The 15,856-nt window shown below is 69.2% G+C and carries 17 protein-coding genes and 1 pseudogene; 10 read left to right on the forward strand and 8 right to left on the reverse strand.

All coding sequences use genetic code 11. From position 1 onward, the window contains the following. The first annotated feature begins 21 nt into the window (after nucleotides 1-21). A complete protein-coding gene (locus tag ASG30_RS17185) occupies nucleotides 22-360 on the forward strand; it encodes a tRNA-binding protein (RefSeq protein WP_055899467.1) in 339 nt (112 codons plus the stop codon). Nucleotides 361-549: 189 nt separating this feature from the next. On the opposite strand, the gene ASG30_RS17190 is transcribed toward ASG30_RS17185, so the two are convergent. After that, nucleotides 550-828, reverse strand: coding sequence for a DUF4148 domain-containing protein (locus tag ASG30_RS17190; RefSeq protein WP_055899469.1), 279 nt, complete (start codon nucleotides 826-828; stop codon nucleotides 550-552). A gap of 426 nt (nucleotides 829-1,254) precedes the next feature. Here ASG30_RS17190 and ASG30_RS17195 point away from each other — a divergent pair, with 426 nt between their 5' ends. After that, nucleotides 1,255-1,449: a heavy-metal-associated domain-containing protein gene (locus ASG30_RS17195; RefSeq protein ID WP_200947316.1), complete on the forward strand. Its 195-nt coding sequence runs from the start codon at nucleotides 1,255-1,257 to the stop codon at nucleotides 1,447-1,449. 47 nt (nucleotides 1,450-1,496) lie between these two features. On the opposite strand, the gene ASG30_RS22250 is transcribed toward ASG30_RS17195, so the two are convergent. Further along, nucleotides 1,497-2,138, reverse strand: coding sequence for a LysE family translocator (locus tag ASG30_RS22250; RefSeq protein ID WP_162243750.1), 642 nt, complete (start codon nucleotides 2,136-2,138; stop codon nucleotides 1,497-1,499). A gap of 157 nt (nucleotides 2,139-2,295) precedes the next feature. Between ASG30_RS22250 and ASG30_RS17205 the strand changes: the two genes are divergently transcribed. From ASG30_RS17205 to ASG30_RS17215, 3 genes are all read left to right on the forward strand, one after another. Continuing rightward, nucleotides 2,296-3,246: a DUF6502 family protein gene (locus ASG30_RS17205; protein ID WP_200947317.1), complete on the forward strand. Its 951-nt coding sequence runs from the start codon at nucleotides 2,296-2,298 to the stop codon at nucleotides 3,244-3,246. Beyond that, complete coding sequence (locus tag ASG30_RS17210) at nucleotides 3,221-4,441, forward strand: DUF5666 domain-containing protein (RefSeq protein WP_156385590.1); 1,221 nt, start codon at nucleotides 3,221-3,223, stop codon at nucleotides 4,439-4,441. The genes ASG30_RS17205 and ASG30_RS17210 overlap by 26 nt, the downstream gene beginning before the upstream one ends. 312 nt (nucleotides 4,442-4,753) lie before the next feature. Then, nucleotides 4,754-5,044, forward strand: coding sequence for a hypothetical protein (locus ASG30_RS17215; RefSeq protein ID WP_055899476.1), 291 nt, complete (start codon nucleotides 4,754-4,756; stop codon nucleotides 5,042-5,044). Between the two features lie 22 nt (nucleotides 5,045-5,066). Here ASG30_RS17215 and ASG30_RS22665 read toward each other — a convergent pair whose 3' ends face one another. The 6 genes and pseudogenes from ASG30_RS22665 to hutU form a co-directional block, all read right to left on the reverse strand. Beyond that, entirely contained in the window at nucleotides 5,067-5,234 is a 168-nt protein-coding gene (locus ASG30_RS22665) for a hypothetical protein (protein WP_156385591.1), read from the reverse strand. 4 nt (nucleotides 5,235-5,238) lie between these two features. Beyond that, complete coding sequence (locus tag ASG30_RS17220; protein WP_055899479.1) at nucleotides 5,239-6,042, reverse strand: ABC transporter ATP-binding protein; 804 nt, start codon at nucleotides 6,040-6,042, stop codon at nucleotides 5,239-5,241. Continuing rightward, nucleotides 6,039-6,845 (reverse strand): annotated as a pseudogene (locus ASG30_RS17225) (ABC transporter permease); the annotation flags it as partial. The gene ASG30_RS17220 and the pseudogene ASG30_RS17225, both read right to left, overlap by 4 nt. A gap of 13 nt (nucleotides 6,846-6,858) precedes the next feature. Next, nucleotides 6,859-7,803 carry an ABC transporter substrate-binding protein gene (locus ASG30_RS17230; protein WP_055899485.1) on the reverse strand — a complete coding sequence of 315 codons (945 nt, stop codon included), beginning with the start codon at nucleotides 7,801-7,803 and terminating at the stop codon, nucleotides 6,859-6,861. A gap of 47 nt (nucleotides 7,804-7,850) precedes the next feature. Beyond that, on the reverse strand, nucleotides 7,851-9,404 hold the full coding sequence (gene hutH / locus ASG30_RS17235) for a histidine ammonia-lyase (protein WP_156385592.1): 1,554 nt from the start codon (nucleotides 9,402-9,404) through the stop codon (nucleotides 7,851-7,853). 2 nt (nucleotides 9,405-9,406) lie between these two features. Continuing rightward, entirely contained in the window at nucleotides 9,407-11,110 is a 1,704-nt protein-coding gene (gene hutU, locus ASG30_RS17240) for a urocanate hydratase (RefSeq protein ID WP_055899491.1), read from the reverse strand. A gap of 98 nt (nucleotides 11,111-11,208) precedes the next feature. Between hutU and hutC the strand changes: the two genes are divergently transcribed. From hutC to ASG30_RS17265, 5 genes are read left to right on the forward strand one after another with little or no spacing between them, the layout of a single operon-like run. After that, a complete protein-coding gene (gene hutC, locus ASG30_RS17245; RefSeq protein WP_055899494.1) occupies nucleotides 11,209-11,919 on the forward strand; it encodes a histidine utilization repressor in 711 nt (236 codons plus the stop codon). Then, the gene (locus tag ASG30_RS17250) at nucleotides 11,916-12,470 is read left to right on the forward strand and encodes a HutD/Ves family protein (protein ID WP_082522167.1); all 555 of its coding nucleotides are present in this window, start codon (nucleotides 11,916-11,918) and stop codon (nucleotides 12,468-12,470) included. The genes hutC and ASG30_RS17250 overlap by 4 nt, the downstream gene beginning before the upstream one ends. Then, a complete protein-coding gene (hutI, locus tag ASG30_RS17255; RefSeq protein WP_055899499.1) occupies nucleotides 12,467-13,678 on the forward strand; it encodes an imidazolonepropionase in 1,212 nt (403 codons plus the stop codon). The genes ASG30_RS17250 and hutI overlap by 4 nt, the downstream gene beginning before the upstream one ends. After that, nucleotides 13,675-14,472: an N-formylglutamate deformylase gene (hutG, locus tag ASG30_RS17260; protein WP_055899502.1), complete on the forward strand. Its 798-nt coding sequence runs from the start codon at nucleotides 13,675-13,677 to the stop codon at nucleotides 14,470-14,472. The genes hutI and hutG overlap by 4 nt, the downstream gene beginning before the upstream one ends. Further along, nucleotides 14,465-15,844: a formimidoylglutamate deiminase gene (locus tag ASG30_RS17265; protein ID WP_055899505.1), complete on the forward strand. Its 1,380-nt coding sequence runs from the start codon at nucleotides 14,465-14,467 to the stop codon at nucleotides 15,842-15,844. Before hutG ends, ASG30_RS17265 begins: the two co-directional genes overlap by 8 nt. The last annotated feature ends 12 nt before the right edge of the window (nucleotides 15,845-15,856 follow it).

The raw sequence follows: 15,856 nt of genomic DNA on the forward strand, positions 1-15,856 counted from the left end.
CCACAATGACGGAGACGAGCGATGGAAGTGATCTCGTGGAACGATTTCGCGCGGGTGGAACTGAGGGTTGGGAAGGTTCTGACCGCGCAGGTGTTTGCGGAAGCTCGCAAGCCTGCGTACGTGCTGCAGGTGGATTTCGGTCCGGAGATTGGCATCCGGAAGTCCAGCGCGCAGATCACGGATCTCTACCGGCCGGAGGATCTGGTCGGCAAGCTGGTGGTGGCCGTCGTGAACTTCCCCAAGAAACAAATCGGGCCGCTCATGTCGGAGTGCCTGGTGACAGGCTTTCACAACGAGAAGGGCGAAGTCGCTTTGTGCGTGCCGGACCAGCCGGTTCCGTTGGGCACGAAGCTCCTATAGGCTGGTGCTGAGGAGCGCCCGGGGTGCACCGGTCGACGATCGCCTGCTTGACCTGCCGGAACAGCAGGACGTCCGCCTGGGCCGGTGCGGCGACCGGCCTGGCGTTGGTGTGCTGCGACTCCATGGCGAGTACCTCGCCCGGCGGTGGCGGCGTCTACCGACGCCACGCGCCTTGGGCTTGCACATCAGTCACATCTGCTCGTGGATGACGCGGGTGCGGGCGGCCTGAATGGCTTCGCCGCGGACTTCGGCACGGCTGCGGCTGGAGCCGTCGGCCTTCTGCTGGTTGCTCGCGTACTCGTCGAAGCGCAGGTTGCCGTCGGCCTTCGCCTGGGCAATGCCGGCGTTGACTTCGGCTCGGGACAGCGAGCCGGAGAAGGCGGTGCGGTTGGCCTGCTCGTCGGCGGCTTCGTTGGCGAACGCGGCAGCGGAGGACAGCAGCAGGATGGCGATGATGGACTTTTGCATGATGGGACCTCTTCCAGGTTGGCCAGCTTTCGGCTGGATTCCGGCTGACCTCGATGAGGTCAATTCACCGGAATGGAACGAAGTCTCGGGATTGACACGATGTCAACGTCAAGCCTTTGTCGTGCAGTACCAGCGGGCCGAAAGCGCTTGGTTCTGCTTCTCGGTCCAGTTCATCGAGCCTGGAATGCGGTGATCACGTCGCCATGTCGCAGGCGCGCGCTAGGTGGTGGAGGCATGCGGGCGATAAATGGGGGCGTCATCGCCCGCGTCCCGCGACGCGGCATTCGTGCTGGCCGGCCTCGGACATTTCGACTGAGCGTCACTTCGAGCGCGGACATCGCCCTGACGGCGCTCTCGCCCCGCCTTCTACTTGACATTGCCATCGTGGCAACCATGACGATGCACGGCTTACTCTTAAGGAAAGCCGTGATTGAACTGACCATCCCGGACATGACATGTGGGCACTGCGCCAGCACCGTGAAATTGATCTGCCGTCTTATCGACGCCAGAGCGAAGGTCGATGTCGACGTCGAAAGAAGGCTCGTCAAGATCATGTCGGACCAGGACAGCCAGGATTTCGCCGAGGCTCTCGCCGTCGGCGGCTATCCTCCCGCCCGGTGATGCGGTGCTCCCAGTTTGTGCCGCATGGTGTCGAACATCCGAGCGGGTCAGCTGCCCGACCGCCTGAACATTGCGAGGAAGGCTCCCGCAGCGATCAAGGCTCCACCCGTGACTCTGTTGAAAAGATTGCGGGGGCCCAATCTGCCGAGCGCGGCAGCCAGCTGGAAGCCGGCCAATGCATAGCTGAACATGAGCGAACCCGCGACGACCAACCACGTCACCGTGAGCACCACGAGTTGGTGCCAGGCATCCCCGTCGGGATTCATGAACTGGGGAAAGAGCGCTCCGAAGAAAAGAAGGTCCTTTGGATTGCTGAGGCCCACGAGGAAACCAGTTCGCAGCAGCTGAACGGGTGACTGGCGCACGCCGTTCGCGGCTGGTGCCGGGTCCTGGCGGGGACGGGCGGGTGGAGAGCGCCAGATCCGAATCCCCAGATACACCAGGTAAGCCGCACCTGCCAGTTTGATCATCGTGAACAGCGTCCCCGAGGTGGCCAGTGCAGCGCCGAGTCCTGCAGCCGAGGCACCGATCAGTGCCAGCGAAGAGAGAAGAAGTCCGCCGATCGTGAAGAGCGTGCGCAAGCTGCCGTTCACGGATGCATGGGTCATGCACAGAGCTGCAGCCGGTCCAGGCGTGATGATCACCGCGAAGACCACTGTTGCGTACGCAATCCATGTCTGCCAGCTCATGGTGCTCCCCTTGTCGGCTGGCAGGATCCTACGCCCGCGAGCTCCACCGCGGGTAGTCGGCAGCGCCGTCAAGATGAGTTGGCATGTGCAGCTTGCACATTTCTCTTGACTGTGCGATTTGCACATTTACACTCCAGCCCAACGCCCATATCCCGACATGCCTCTTCGCGACCCCCTGCACGCCTCCGGCACCGCGACTCCACTCGCCGATGGATCGCCCATCGCTGTGGCGCCCCTGAGCGGGCAGCCGCTGATCGAGGCGTGCCAAGCCGTGCTGCGACCCCTGGCCCGGCTGGCCGTTGGCCGGGGCCTGCCGTTCGCCGAAGTCGCCGAGTTGCTCAAGCAGAGCTACGTCGAGGCGGCGCGCGACGCCCATCCCGGCGCGGCGGCAGGCCGGGCCGTCAGCCGGATCAGCGCCACGACGGGCCTGAACCGGCGCGAGGTCACCCGCCTGATGCAGAAGGGCCAGGACGGCGTGACACCCGCGCGGCCGTCGCCGCCGACCCAAGCCTTCACGCGCTGGCTCTCCGACCCGGCCCTGCGCGATGCCGATGGGGCGCCGCTGGTGCTTCCGGTGAACGGCCCGGCCCCGAGCTTCGAGACGCTGGCGCAGTCGGTCACGCGCGACGTGCATCCACGTACCCTGCTGGAGGAACTCACCCGCCTCGGCCTCGCCCGCGTCGACGAGGGCCACCGCGTGCACCTGGTCGATCGCGCCTTCGTGCCCCGCGCCGACGTGGACCGAATGCTGGCGTTCCTCGGCGCGAACGTCGGCGACCACCTCCGCGCAGCCGTCGAGAACGTGCTGGCCGACGGCAGCCGGCAGTTCGAGCAGGCGCTCTTTGCCGACGAACTCTCGCAGGACTCGCTTGCCGCGGTCCGGACGCTCGTCAGCGCCGAATGGCAACGCCTGCTGCACGCCATCGCCCCCGCTCTGCAGGCCCTGGTGGATGCGGACAAGGCTGCCGAGCGCAGGGCAGACCAGCGCGTGCGCATCGGATTCTTCGCCTACACCGGTCCAATGTCACGGCCGACCGATCAACAGGTCCCACACCGTCCTACGCCCTCGAAGGAGCAACAGCATGAAGAAGACGACCTTCCCGACTGACTCGCCGCGCATCCCTCGCCGGCTGGCCCTCGTAACGCTGCTCGCCTCGGCGGGCCTCGTCGTTCTTCCGTCGTGCGGCGGCGGGGGAGGTGGTGGCGCTGGGGGTGACGTGGCCGGCGTCGACACCGGAGGGACCGGATCGTTCTCCACCGGTCGCATCACCGGCTTCGGCTCCGTCATCGTCAATGGCGTGCGCTACGAGGACAACGCAGCGCGCATCGTGGACGAGGACGGCGACAAGGTGCTGGGCACGCAGGACCTGCGCCTGGGCATGGTGGTGAGCGTGCGGGGCGGCAGCGTCACGCCCGGTACAGCGGGCTCGTTGCCCCTGGCCACGGCGACCACCATCACGGTTGAGAGCCAGATCAAGGGTCCCGTCGAATCCAGGACCGCCCCGGACACGCTGGTGGTGTTCGGGCAGACGGTGAAGGTGGACGCGGCAACCGTCTTCGAGGGCACCTCGTTCGCGGGCATCGCGATCGGCGACGTGCTCGAAGTCTCTGGATTCGCCGGCGCGGGGGGCGTGGTGACTGCGTCGCGCATCGAGCGCGAAGACACGACGAGCGAATTCAAGGTGCGCGGCTTCGTGACCGGGCTGGACACTGCGGCCAGGAGCTTCCGGGTCGGCACTGCCACGTTCGCCTATGCAGGCACGCCCGCCGACCGGCTGCCGGACGCGGGCCTAGCCGAGGGGCAGTTCGTTCGCGTGCGCACCAGCACCACGCCCAACGCGGGCGGCCAGTGGCTTGTCACGCGCGTCGAGTTGCGCTCGCGCATCGAGGATTGCGACGAGTCCGAGGTGGAAGGCATCCTGCTGCAGAGCGGCACCAGCTTCAGCGTCAACGGCGTGGCCATCGACGTGTCCCGCCTGCCCGCCGGCACCGTGCTGCCGGTCGGCTTGCGCGTGGAAGTCGAAGGCGCGATCGCCAACAACGTGCTGGTGGCGCGAAGGATCGAACTCGACGACGGGGGCGGTGACTCGCAGGTCGATGCGCGCGGCACGGTGTCCTCCGTGAACCTGGCCGCCCGGACGTTCGTCGTGCGCGGCGTCACCTTCCATTACACGCCGGGCCTGACGCAGGAGAAGGACGGCACCCTCGCCGCCAGCCTCGTGAACGGTGCGACGGTCCGGGCCCGGGGTCAGCTGACCGGCAGCGGCACCGTCGAGGCGAGCGAGATCGATTTCCAGCCATGAGGAACTTGTGTGTCGAAGAGCGCACGCCCGAGCCGCAGCGGCCCGCGTGCCTTCACAACACGCCGTGGGGCGTGCGGTGCATGCGCTGTCTGCCGACGTGGGTGGCAGGCGAGCCTGGCCGGGCGATGCTGCCGTGGGAGCGGGACATGCTGAGCCTGATCGAGCGCCGCGACAGCAACGGCCGGCGGGCCGTGCTGGCTGCCGCGCGCCGGGCCTGCTGATCCGACAACGTCAGGCGACCTGAGCGCCGGCTGGCGGAACTCAGTCAGAGGAACGCCAAGTGTTCTGGTGGGCCATGCAACGGAGGCTGTCATGACGATCTGCACCGGCAGGAGCAGAGCGGAGCTGCTCGACGAGTGGCTGCGCAGGGTCGAATACCTGGACGACCTGCATCGACTTCGAAGAGCTATGCAGGCCGACGAGCAGCGTCTGGGTGCCTGCTGGAAGACGATCAGGGCGCTGGACGACGTCATTGCCAACGAAGCGTCGAAAGCCGGTGAATTGCGGCACCTGATCGACACCGACGTCGACGCGTGCGGTTGCGCGCGTGCCGAGCCACCGAAGAGGACTCATCCCAGGTCAAATGGGCAGCCGTGCCCTTGAATGTCCGCAAAGGGTGGCGGATTCAACCAGTCGACGCATTCGTCGAACATCTCAGCCGGTACAACTCCGGCGTCAGCCGCCTGACGAGTTCGACGCCGTGTTCACCGTTGAAACCTCCGATTCGCACGTCGCCGAGAAAGCGGTAGGTCGTCAGTTCGATCCCGACAATCGGCACCAGCTGTTCAGTCAAGGTCTCACACCAGCCCCGCCGCGCGCTGCACCTCGATCCGAATCTCCTCCGTCAGCCGCGCCTTCAGCTCGGCGAAGTCCGGCATGGTCTTCATCGCGTAGTGGCGCGGATGCGGCAGCGGCACGGGGATGTCGCACTTGATGCGGCCCGGCCGCGCGCTCATCACCACCACCCGGTTGCCCATGAAGATCGCCTCGTCGATGTCGTGGGTGACGAACAGCACCGTCTTGCGTTCGTCCTCCCAGATGCCCAGCAGCAGCTCCTGCATGAGTTCGCGGGTCTGGTGGTCCAGCGCGCCGAAGGGCTCGTCCATCAGCAGGATGCGGGGGTTGTTGGCCAGCGCGCGGGCCAGGGCCGTGCGTTGCTGCATGCCGCCGGACAGCTGCTTGGGATAGTGGTTCCCGAACCCCTTCAGGCCGACCTTGCCGATGAAGCGGTGCGCGATGTCGTGCTGCTCGGCCAGCGGCATGCCCTTTTCGCGCAGGCCGAAGCAGACGTTCTGCAGCACCGTCAGCCAGGGGAACAGGGTGTAGCTCTGGAACACCATGCCGCGGTCGGCGCCGGGGCCGGACACCGTGCGGCCATCCAGCGTGATGCGGCCGCCCGTGGGCGTGTCCAGGCCGGCCACCATCCGCAGCAGCGTGCTCTTGCCGCAGCCGGACGGGCCCAGGATGGTGATGAAGTCGTTCTCCGCCACCGCGAGGTCGGTCGCCTGCAGGGCGACGGTGCCGCCGGCGAAGGTCTTGCCGACGCCGGTGATCTGCAGCGTGGGGGACACGCTGCCCAGGGCGAGGTCGTCGCGTTTCATTTCAGTTGCGCCCATGGAAAGAGCTTGCGGTTGCCCGCCTTGAAGGCGAAGTCCGTCACCAGCCCGATCAGGCCGATGACGATGATGCCGAAGATGATCTGGTCGGTGGCCAGCAGCGCCTGGCTGTCGGTGATCATGTGGCCGATGCCGCTGGAGGCGCCGATCAGCTCGGCCACGATCACGTAGGTCCAGGCCCAGCCGAGCACCATGCGCAGGGTTTCCGCGATTTCCGGCGCGCTGGCAGGCAGCAGCACGCGGGTGACGACGCCCCGGTCCAGCGCGCCCAGCGTGTACGCCGCCTCCACCAGGTCGCGCCGGGTGTTCCCCACGCTCACCGCGATCATCAGCACGAGCTGGAAGAAGGAGCCGATGAAGATCACCGCCAGCTTCTGCGCTTCGCCGATGCCAGCCCACAGGATCAGCAGCGGGATGAAGGCGGAGGCCGGCAGGTAGCGCGCGAAGCTGACGAAGGGCTCGAAGAACGCCTCGATCGGCTTGTACGCCCCCATCACCACCCCCAGCGGCACCGCGATGGCGGTCGCGATCAGGAAGCCGCCCACCACCCGCCACACCGTCATGCCGATGTCGGCGAGGAAGCCATGCTTGGCCAGCAGCGTCCAGCCGGACTGCAGCATGGTGAGCGGGTCGGCCAGGAAGGTCCTGGGCACCAGGCCGCCGAAAGTGACGGCGGCCCAGGCCGCAAGGAAGACCACGAAGAACGAGACGCCGAGAACGACGCGCGTTGCGGGTTCGACAGGTGCGAGAGGTTTCATGGGAGATTCCCGCCATCCCCGCCTGCGCGGGAATGACGCTTGTTCATTTCAGGAAACGCGTGTCCGCCAGCTTGGCCAGGTCGGGGATCTGCTTGATGACGCCCGCTTCCAGCAGCAGCTCGGCGGCTTCCTTGCTGAAGGCGGCGTGCTCGCCGGCGAAGAACTTCAGGTTCGACTCGCGGTCCTGCCAGCGCAGGTACTTCTGGCTGGCCTCGAATTGCTCGGCGGTCTGCTTCACGTCCGCGCCCATGATCTCGAAGCTCTTCTTCGGATCGCGCCGGACCATCTCCACCGCCTCGAAGTAGCTGTCGGCCAGCGCCTTGCCAGCCTTGGGGTTCTCGGCCAGGAACTTCGGCGTGCAGCCGAAGGTGTCCATCACCATCGGGTAGTCGAGCGTGGTGGCGATGATCTTGCCGGCTTCGGGCTTGGCACGGACCGCCGACAGGTACGGCTCGTAGGTCATGGCCGCATCGAGGCCGGCGGTGCCGGCGATGATGGCGTTGGCGGCGGCCTGCGGCTCCAGGTTGACGACCTTCACGTCCTTGGGCGAGAGGCCGTTCTTCTTCAGCATCCAGGCCATGGTGAAGTACGGCGCGGTGCCGGGCGCGCTGGCGGCGATGGTCTTGCCCTTCAGGTCGCCGATCTTCCCGATGTCGCCCTTGACCACCATGCCGTCGGCGCCGTAGGACTTGTCCAGCTGGAAGATCTGGGTGGTGGCCACGCCATTGGCGTTCCAGACGATCCAGGTCTCCACGGTGGTCGCGGCGCACTGCACGTCGCCGGAGGCGATGGCCAGGTGCCGGTCCTTCTGCGGGATCTTGCGCAGGGTCACGTCGAGCCCGTGCTTCTTGAAGATGCCGGCCTCCTTGGCCAGCGTGAGCGGCGCGAAGCCCGTCCAGCCGGACAGTCCGATCGCGACCTTGGTCTCCTGCGCGTGCGCGACGGCGGCGACCAGGGCCAGCAGAGTGAGGGTGAGCAACTTCTTCATGCGAGGTCTCCAGAGGGGGGATGGGTGGGAATCGCTGCCGTCATGCTTCATGCCAGGCGCAAGGCCTGCAGTTCGGCGATGTGCTGCTCGGTGGCGTGGCCGATGTCGCCCCCCGCCACCAGGTGGTGCATGGCCTCGATGTCGCGCGCCAGGCTGCGGTCGGACATCATGGCCGGCGAGATGCTGCGCACCAGGCGCATCACGCCTTCCAGCGCCGGCGAACTGGCGAGCGGCCGCAGGAACTCGATCCCCTGGGCGGCGGCGAGCAGCTCGATCGCCACGATGTGCGCCGTGTTCTTCAACATGGGTTGCAGCCGGCGCGCCGCGAAGGTGGCCATGCTCACGTGGTCCTCCTGGTTGGCGGAGGTGGGCAGGCTGTCCACGCTGGCCGGATGCGCCAGGGACTTGTTCTCCGAAGCGAGCGCGGCGGCCGTGACGTGCACGATCATGAACCCGGAGTTGAGGCCCGGCTCCGGCGTCAGGAAGGGCGGCAGGCGCGACACCACGGTGTCCACCAGCATGGCGACGCGCCGTTCGGAGATCGCGCCGATCTCGGCGATCGCCACGGCCAGCGCGTCGGCGGCCAGCGCCACCGGCTCGGCGTGGAAGTTGCCGCCCGACACCATCGCACCGCCCTCGGCGAACACCAGCGGGTTGTCGGTCACCGCATTCGCCTCGCGCATCAGCACCTGGGTGGCGTGGCGCATCTGGTCCAGGCACGCGCCCATCACCTGCGGCTGGCAGCGCAGGCAATAGGGATCCTGCACGCGATCGTCGCCTTCCAGGTGCGAGCGGCGGATCGCACTGCCCTCCATCAGGGCCCGGTACGCCGCGGCGCAGTCCACCTGGCCCGGCTGGCCGCGCACCGCATGGATGCGCGGATCGAAGGGACCGTCGCTGCCGCGCGCCGCGTCGAGTGTCAGGGCGCCGGTGATCACCGCCGACTCGAAGAGCCTTTCCAGGCCGAGCAGCGCGTCGATCGCGAGCGCGGTCGAGACCTGCGTGCCGTTGATGAGCGCCAGGCCTTCCTTCGCGCCGAGCCGCAGCGGCCGCAGCCCTGCCCGCTCCAGCGCCTGGTCGCCCGGCATGCGCTGACCGTCGTGGAAAGCCTCGCCTTCCCCGATCAGGGGGAGGCACAGGTGCGCCAGCGGTGCGAGGTCGCCGGACGCGCCGACCGAGCCCTGGCAGGGGATCACCGGCACCACGCCGCGGTTGTAGAGCGCAAGCAGCCCGTCGACCACTTCCTCGCGCACGCCGGAGTAGCCGCGCGCCAGGCTGGCCGCCTTGAGCAGCAGGATCAGGCGCACCACGCGCCCGGACAGCGGCTCGCCCACGCCGACCGCGTGCGAGCGCAGCAGTTTCAGCTGCAGCAGCGCGAGGTCATCGTGCGCGATTCGCTGCGTGGCCAGCTTGCCGAACCCGGTGTTGACGCCATAGACAGGCGCCTCGCCGGAGGCGGCGCGCCGCACCAGCTCGGCGCTGGCACGGATGGCGCCACGGCAGCGCGGATCGAGCTGCACCGGATGCCCGGGGCCGGTGGACAGGCGGCGCAGCTGGGGCAGCGTGATCTCGCCGGCGACGAGGGTTTCCCGTTCCTGCACGCTCACTCCACCATCGGGAGTTGCAGGCCATGCTCGCGCGCGCACTCCCGGGCGATCTCGTAGCCGGCATCGGCGTGGCGCATCACGCCGGTGGCCGGATCGTTCCAGAGCACGCGCTCGATCTTCTGCGCCGCGTCGGCCGTGCCGTCGCAGACGATCACCACGCCGGCGTGCTGCGAGTAGCCCATGCCGACGCCGCCCCCATGGTGGAGGCTGACCCAGGAGGCGCCGCTGGCGGTGTTGAGCAGCGCGTTGAGCAGCGGCCAGTCGCTGACCGCATCGCTGCCGTCCTGCATCGCCTCGGTCTCGCGGTTGGGCGAGGCCACCGAGCCGCTGTCGAGGTGGTCGCGCCCGATCACGATGGGCGCCTTAAGCTCGCCGTTCTTCACCATCTCGTTGAAGGCGAGGCCGGCCAGGTGCCTCTCGCCCAGGCCGATCCAGCAGATGCGCGCCGGCAGGCCCTGGAAGCCGATGCGATCCTGGGCCATGTCCAGCCAGCGGTGCAGGTGGCGGTTGCCCGGGAACAGCTCCTTCATCTTCGCGTCGGTCCTGCGGATGTCCTCGGGATCGCCGGACAGGGCCACCCAGCGGAACGGGCCGACGCCGCGGCAGAACAGCGGGCGGATGTACGCCGGGACGAACCCCGGATAGGCGAAGGCGTCGTCCACGCCGAAATCCTGCGCCACCTGGCGCAGGTTGTTGCCGTAGTCGACCGTGGGGATGCCCATGGCGTGGAAGGCCAGCATCGCCCGGACGTGCTCGGCGCAGGACTTTCCGGCCGCCTGCATCAGGCGCGCGTGCTGCGCGGGGTCCTTCTGCGCTGCCTGCCATTCCTCGACCGTCCAGCCGATCGGCAGGTATCCGTTGATCGTGTCGTGCGCGGAGGTCTGGTCGGTGACGATGTCGGGGCGCAGCCCGCCGGCCTGCGCGCGCCGCGCCAGCTCGGGAACGATCTCGGCGGCGTTGCCGCACAGGCCGATGGAGACGGCCTCCTTGCGGGTCGTGTGGTGGCGGATGAGCTCCAGCGCCTCGTCCAGGTCCCCGGCCTGCTTGTCCAGGTAGCGGGTGCGCAGGCGAAAGTCGATGCGCGACTGCTGGCACTCGATGTTGAGCGAACAGGCGCCGGCAAAGGAAGCGGCCAGCGGCTGGGCGCCGCCCATGCCGCCCAGCCCCGCCGTCAGCACCCAGCGCCCGGCCAGGTCGCCGCCGTAGTGCTGTCGCCCGGCCTCGACGAAGGTTTCATAGGTGCCCTGCACGATGCCCTGGCTGCCGATGTAGATCCAGCTGCCCGCCGTCATCTGCCCGTACATCATCAAGCCCTTGCGGTCGAGCTCGTTGAAGTGCTCCCAGGTGGCCCAGCGCGGCACCAGGTTGGAGTTGGCGAGCAGCACCCGGGGGGCGCCGGCGTGCGTGCGGAACACGCCGACCGGCTTGCCCGACTGGATGAGCAGGGTCTCGTCCGGCTGCAGGCGGCGCAGCGATTCCAGGATGGCCTCGAAGCTGGGCCAGTTGCGCGCGGCCTTGCCGATGCCGCCGTAGACGACGAGGGCATCGGGGTTTTCGGCGACGGCGGGGTCCAGGTTGTTCTGGGCCATGCGGTACGCGGCCTCGATCTGCCAGTTGGCGCAGCTCAGCTGCGTCCCCTGCGGGGCGCGCACCGGCCGCGGGCCCGCGGCGAGAAGAGGGGTTTGCGATAGGTCGGACATCGGCGGCTCCGGTTCGGTGGCGAGTTGTCTATACAAGCTGATTTCGTCGAAGAATAGTTGTCTATACAAGTCGTTGTCAATGGGGTATCTTCGGGCCCATGGGAAGAATCGACGTGCCGGTCTACGAGCAGGTGAAGGCCTGGATCCGGCAGCACATCGCCAGCGGCCAGTGGAAACCCGGCGACCCGGTGCCCAGCGAGGCGGCGCTGACGGAACGCTTCGGCATCAGCCGCATGACGGCCAACCGCGCGCTGCGCGAGCTGTCCACGGAAGGGCTGGTCACCCGGGTGCAGGGCTCGGGCACGCGGGTGGCCCAGCTGCACCGCATCTCGTCGCAGCTGGTGATCCGCGACATCCACGAGGAGGTGGCCGAGCGCGGCCATGTGCACGGCACGCGCGTGCTGAAGGTTGCGCAGGAGAAGGCGGGCGCGCAGGTGGCCGAGGCGCTGGGCTTGCGCCGGGGCGCGCGCGTGTTCCATACCGTGCTGGTCCACCTGGAGAACGGCGTGCCCATCCAGTACGAAGACCGCTACGTCAATCCGCAGGCTGCACCCGAGTACCTGCAGACCGATTTCACGCGGGTCTCGCCCACCCTGCACCTGCTGCAGCACGCGCCGCTGACGGAGGCCAGCTACGCCATCGAGGCGTGCCTGCCGAGTGCCGAGGAAGCGAAGGCGCTCGACATCAAGACCGGCGACCCCTGCCTGGCGATGATGCGGCGTACCGTCAGCGGGGCCAACGTGGCGAGCGTCGCGCGCCAGCTCTACCCCGGCACCCGCTACAGCTTCAGCGGGCAGTTCCAGGCATGAGCTGGCAGATGGTTTCCCTGGCCGCGACGCAGCCGCAACCGTGGCGCAATGGCGGCGGCGCCACCCGCGAGCTGCTGGCCTGGCCGACGGCTTCGGAGTGGCGCGTGCGCCTGTCCGTCGCCGAGGTGGCGTCGCCCGGGCCGTTCTCGCGCTTCGAAGGCCTCGAGCGCTGGTTCGCGGTGCTGGAAGGCGCGGGGGTGGTGCTGCGGATCGAGGGGCACGAGCAGCGGTTGACGCGCGCGAGCGAGGCCTTCCGGTTCGACGGCGGCGCGGCGGTGCACTGCGAGCTGCCGGGCGGTGCGACGCGCGACTTCAACCTGATGGCGGCGCCGGGGCACGCGCGGATGCGCCGGTTGCGGAACGAGCTGGCCGTGAGCACGGACGCCCCGGCGTTGCTGGCGCTGTATGCGCACTCGGCGCCGGCGCGGATGGTGCTGGGCGGCCAGGCGGTGTCGGTGCCGGCCTTCCATCTCGCCTGGCGCTTGCAGGACGCGCCCGCCGACGGGCACGTCATGGCCGAAGATGCACTGTGGATGGAGGTCGCGCGATGAAGCTGCAGGTCTGGACCCATGCGCGGATCGCCACGCTGGCCGAAGACGCGCCGCAACCCTACGGCCTGATCGAGGACGGTGCGCTGGCCGTGCAGGACGGGCGCATCGCCTGGGTCGGCCCGCGCGGCGAGCTGCCGCCGCAGTGGCGCAAGGGGGTCATCGTGAACGACGCCGGGGGAGCGCTGATCACCCCGGGGCTGATCGACTGCCACACCCACCTCGTGTACGGCGGCGACCGCGCCGCCGAGTTCGAGGCGCGCCTGAACGGCGCGAGCTACGAGGACATCGCCCGCGCCGGCGGCGGGATCGTCTCCACCGTCAAGGCCACGCGCGCCGCCGACGAGGCGCAGCTGCTCGCGCAATCGCGCCGCCGCCTGCGCGCGCTGCTTGCCGAAGGCGTCACCACGGTGGAGATCAAGTCCGGCTACGGCCTGTCGCTGGAAGCCGAGGCCAAGTGCCTGCGCGTGGCGCGTCGGCTGGGCGAGGTGGAGCGGGTGTCCGTGCGCACCACCTTCCTGGGCGCGCATGCCCTTCCGCCGGAGTTCACCGGGCGCCCGGACGACTACATCGATGAGGTCTGCCGCATGATGCGTGGACTGCATGCGCAGGGCCTGGCGGACGCGGTGGACGCCTTCTGCGAAACCATAGCCTTCAGCACCGCGCAGACCCGGCGCGTGTTCGACCAGGCGCGTGCCCTCGGCCTGCCGGTCAAGCTGCATGCGGAGCAGTTGAGCGACAGCGGCGGTGCCGAACTCGCCGCATCGTATGGCGCGCTCAGCTGCGACCACCTGGAGTGGCTGGGCGAGGCCGGCGCGTGCGCGATGGCAGAGGCCGGCACGGTCGCGGTGCTGCTGCCCGGCGCCTTCTATTTCCTGCGCGACACGCGACTGCCGCCGCTCGCGCTGCTGCGCGAGCATGGCGTGCCGATGGCCGTGTCCACCGACTGCAACCCCGGCACCTCGCCCTGCACCTCGCTGCTGCTGATGCTCAACATGGCTTGCACCCTGTTCCGGCTGACGCCGCAGGAAGCGTTGGCGGGCGTGACGCGCCATGCGGCCAAGGCCCTCGGGCTGGCCGACCGCGGCGTGCTTGCTCCCGGCCTGCGCGCCGACTTCGTGCTGTGGGACGTGCGCAGCCCCGCCGAACTGAGCTACGCGCTGGGGCTCAATCCCTGCCGCGCCACCTTCGTGGAAGGACAAGCGAGATGACCTTTACCCTGAGTCCGGGCAACGTGCCGCTGCTGGTGAGCATTCCCCACCTGGGGACCGGCATCCCGCAGCCCCTGCGGGCCGGCTTCGTGCCGCGCGGCCTGGAGGTGGAGGACACCGACTGGCACCTGGACCGGCTCTATGCCTTTGCCCGCGAACTGGGGGCCAGTGTGCTGCAGGCCACGGTGTCGCGCTATGTGATCGACCTGAACCGGCCGCCGGACGACGCGCCCATGTATCCCGGCGCCTCCAACACCGAGCTGTGCCCGACCCGCTTCTTCACCGGCGAGGCGTTGTACCGGGACGGCCAGGCGCCCTCGCCGGCCGAACGGCTGCAGCGGCGCGCGGCGTACTGGGCCCCCTACCACCAGGCGCTGGAGGGGGAGCTCGCGCGGATCAAGGCGCAGCACGGCTTCGTGCTGCTGTGGGACGCACACAGCATCCGCTCCCAGATCCCCTGGCTGTTCGACGGCCGCCTGCCCGACCTGAACATCGGCACGGCCGGCGGTGCCAGCGCGCATCCGTTCATCACGAATGCCGTGGCGCGGGCGGCCGCCCGCCATCCGCAAGTGACCCACGTGGTGAACGGCCGCTTCCAGGGCGGCTACATCACGCGCCACTACGGCCGGCCGGCCGAGCACGTGCATGCCGTGCAACTGGAGATGTGCCAGTGCCTCTACATGCGCGAGGCGCCGCCGTGGGACTACGACGATGCCCGGGCCGTCGCCATCCAGCCGGTGCTGCGCGACATGGTGCAGGAGGCCCTGTCCGCCTGTCGGAGCCTGTATGCCTGAAGGCCGCCGCTTCTTCGCCGCCCAGGCCTGGATCGCCGGCGGCTGGGCTCGCGACGTGCTGCTGGTGGCGGGCCATGATGGGCGCTGGGCCGAGATGCGTGCCGGCGCCGGCCAGGCGGATCGCGCAGGCGCCGAGGTGCTGCCAGGCCCGGTGCTGCCCGGTGTCGCCAACGGCCACAGCCACGCCTTCCAGCGCGCCATGGCCGGCCTGGCCGAGCTCAGCCCCGCGGGCCGCGATGATTTCTGGAGCTGGCGCGACCGCATGTATGCCGCGGCGCTGCGCATCACGCCGTCGCAGCTGGAGGCGATCGCGACCTTCCTCTACGCCGAACTGCTGCAGGCGGGGTACACGCAGGTCTGCGAGTTCCACTACCTGCACAACGACCTGGACGGCAAGCCCTATGCCGATCCGCTGGAGATGTCGCTGGCCCTGGTGCGGGCGGCCAAGCGCGCCGGCATCGGCCTGACGCTGCTGCCGACGCTGTACATGCGCTCCGGCTTCACGGCCGCAGGCCTGCGCGTGGACCAGCGCCGCTTCGCTTCCACACCGGATTCCGTGCTGCGCATCGCGCAGGCGCTGCGCAAGCTCGGCGCCGACGACACGTCGCTCACCGCCGGCATCGCGATCCACTCGATGCGCGCGGTGGACGCCGGCGCCCTGCGCGAAACCGCCCAGGCCGCGCGCGGGGCCGGCATGCCGGTCCACATCCACATCGCCGAGCAGCAGCTGGAGGTGGACGACTGCATCGCGCAGCACGGCCGGCGCCCGATCGAGTGGCTGCTGGAGCAGGATCTCCTCGATGGCGGATGGAACCTGGTGCATGCAACGCACGCCAGCGTCGCCGAGCTGCACGGCGTGCAACGCAGCGGGGCCGCCATCGTGCTGTGTCCGAGCACGGAAGCGAACCTCGGCGACGGCGTGTTCGACCTGCCGGCCTGGCTGGCGGCCGGCGGCCGCTGCTGCATCGGCTCGGACAGCCACATCACCCGCAGCTGGATGGAGGAGCTGCGGCTGCTGGAGTACTCGGGCCGGCTGGTCCTGCGCCAGCGCAACGTCGCGGCACGGGCGGCGGGCCGGGAGGCCACCGCCGCCGTCCTGTTCGATGCGGCGATCGGCGGCGGTGGGGCCGCCGCGGACCTGCCGCTCGCCGGGCTGGCCGCGGGGCAGCGCGCCGACTTCTGCGTCTTGGATCCGGCTTCGCCGGCGCTGCTGGGCATCCCCGCCGACCGGGTGCTGGATGCCGCGGTGTTCTCGTCGCCCGACGCCAGGGTCGCACGCGTGTTCGTCGGCGGCGCCGAGCCCCGGCCGCCGGCGGCGCATGCCGCTGGTTTCGCGGCCGCGATGCACGCGCTGTGGGGCGGGGTGGCCTGAGCGGCCGCGGAG

The organism is Ramlibacter sp. Leaf400 (genome assembly GCF_001424545.1).
Taxonomy (GTDB): Bacteria; Pseudomonadota; Gammaproteobacteria; order Burkholderiales; family Burkholderiaceae_C; genus Ramlibacter.

Excerpts from the sequence above, each read along its gene's own strand:
- ASG30_RS17230 (WP_055899485.1), bottom strand. The coding sequence starts at position 7,803 with ATGAAGAAGTTGCTCACCCTCACTCTGCTGGCCCTGGTCGCCGCCGTC.
- ASG30_RS17215 (WP_055899476.1), top strand. The coding sequence starts at position 4,754 with ATGACGATCTGCACCGGCAGGAGCAGAGCGGAGCTGCTCGACGAGTGG.
- hutU (WP_055899491.1), bottom strand. The coding sequence starts at position 11,110 with ATGTCCGACCTATCGCAAACCCCTCTTCTCGCCGCGGGCCCGCGGCCG.
- ASG30_RS17185 (WP_055899467.1), top strand. The coding sequence starts at position 22 with ATGGAAGTGATCTCGTGGAACGATTTCGCGCGGGTGGAACTGAGGGTT.
- ASG30_RS22250 (WP_162243750.1), bottom strand. The coding sequence starts at position 2,138 with ATGAGCTGGCAGACATGGATTGCGTACGCAACAGTGGTCTTCGCGGTG.
- ASG30_RS17210 (WP_156385590.1), top strand. The coding sequence starts at position 3,221 with ATGAAGAAGACGACCTTCCCGACTGACTCGCCGCGCATCCCTCGCCGG.
- ASG30_RS17265 (WP_055899505.1), top strand. The coding sequence starts at position 14,465 with ATGCCTGAAGGCCGCCGCTTCTTCGCCGCCCAGGCCTGGATCGCCGGC.
- hutG (WP_055899502.1), top strand. The coding sequence starts at position 13,675 with ATGACCTTTACCCTGAGTCCGGGCAACGTGCCGCTGCTGGTGAGCATT.
- ASG30_RS17220 (WP_055899479.1), bottom strand. The coding sequence starts at position 6,042 with ATGAAACGCGACGACCTCGCCCTGGGCAGCGTGTCCCCCACGCTGCAG.
- ASG30_RS17190 (WP_055899469.1), bottom strand. The coding sequence starts at position 828 with ATGCAAAAGTCCATCATCGCCATCCTGCTGCTGTCCTCCGCTGCCGCG.
- ASG30_RS17205 (WP_200947317.1), top strand. The coding sequence starts at position 2,296 with ATGCCTCTTCGCGACCCCCTGCACGCCTCCGGCACCGCGACTCCACTC.
- hutC (WP_055899494.1), top strand. The coding sequence starts at position 11,209 with ATGGGAAGAATCGACGTGCCGGTCTACGAGCAGGTGAAGGCCTGGATC.
- hutI (WP_055899499.1), top strand. The coding sequence starts at position 12,467 with ATGAAGCTGCAGGTCTGGACCCATGCGCGGATCGCCACGCTGGCCGAA.
- ASG30_RS17250 (WP_082522167.1), top strand. The coding sequence starts at position 11,916 with ATGAGCTGGCAGATGGTTTCCCTGGCCGCGACGCAGCCGCAACCGTGG.